The sequence below is a fragment of the Pseudomonas sp. SIMBA_067 genome (assembly GCF_046534675.1).
Classification (GTDB): Bacteria; Pseudomonadota; Gammaproteobacteria; order Pseudomonadales; family Pseudomonadaceae; genus Aquipseudomonas; species Aquipseudomonas putida.
Map to the genome: position 1 here is coordinate 1 of NZ_JAWRYH010000062.1, position 440 is coordinate 440.

A 440-nucleotide genomic window follows, 5' to 3' on the forward strand; every position below is an offset into this window, starting at 1 on the left:
CTTCACACGAATGCCAGCATTCTGCAGCTTACGCGTCAAAGACTCAACATATTCTGCTTGTCCGTCGGTAATATTCATTACCACGACTTGCAGCGGTGCCAGCCAGGTTGGGAAGAAACCGGCGAATTCTTCGGTCAGAATACCGATGAAACGCTCCATTGACCCCAGAATCGCACGGTGAATCATCACTGGCGTCTGACGATCATTGTTTTCACCCACGTAGGTTGCTTCAAGGCGTTTTGGCAGGGAGAAGTCTAGCTGAACTGTTCCGCACTGCCAGGCGCGATCAAGACAATCGTACAAAGTAAACTCAATTTTAGGACCGTAGAACGCGCCTTCGCCTGGCTGGAACTCAAACTCAATATTGTTTTCGTTCAGCGCCGCAGCCAGATCTTCCTCGGCACGATCCCACATCTCATCCGTACCGATGCGCTTCTCAG

1 protein-coding gene is annotated in these 440 nt (G+C 51.1%); it reads right to left on the reverse strand.

Going from position 1 to position 440, the window contains the following annotated elements; all coding sequences use genetic code 11:
- Positions 1–440, reverse strand: a 440-nt coding sequence (locus SB765_RS28090; RefSeq protein ID WP_410932281.1) for an aminoacyl--tRNA ligase-related protein, incomplete at both ends; no start/stop codon positions are given.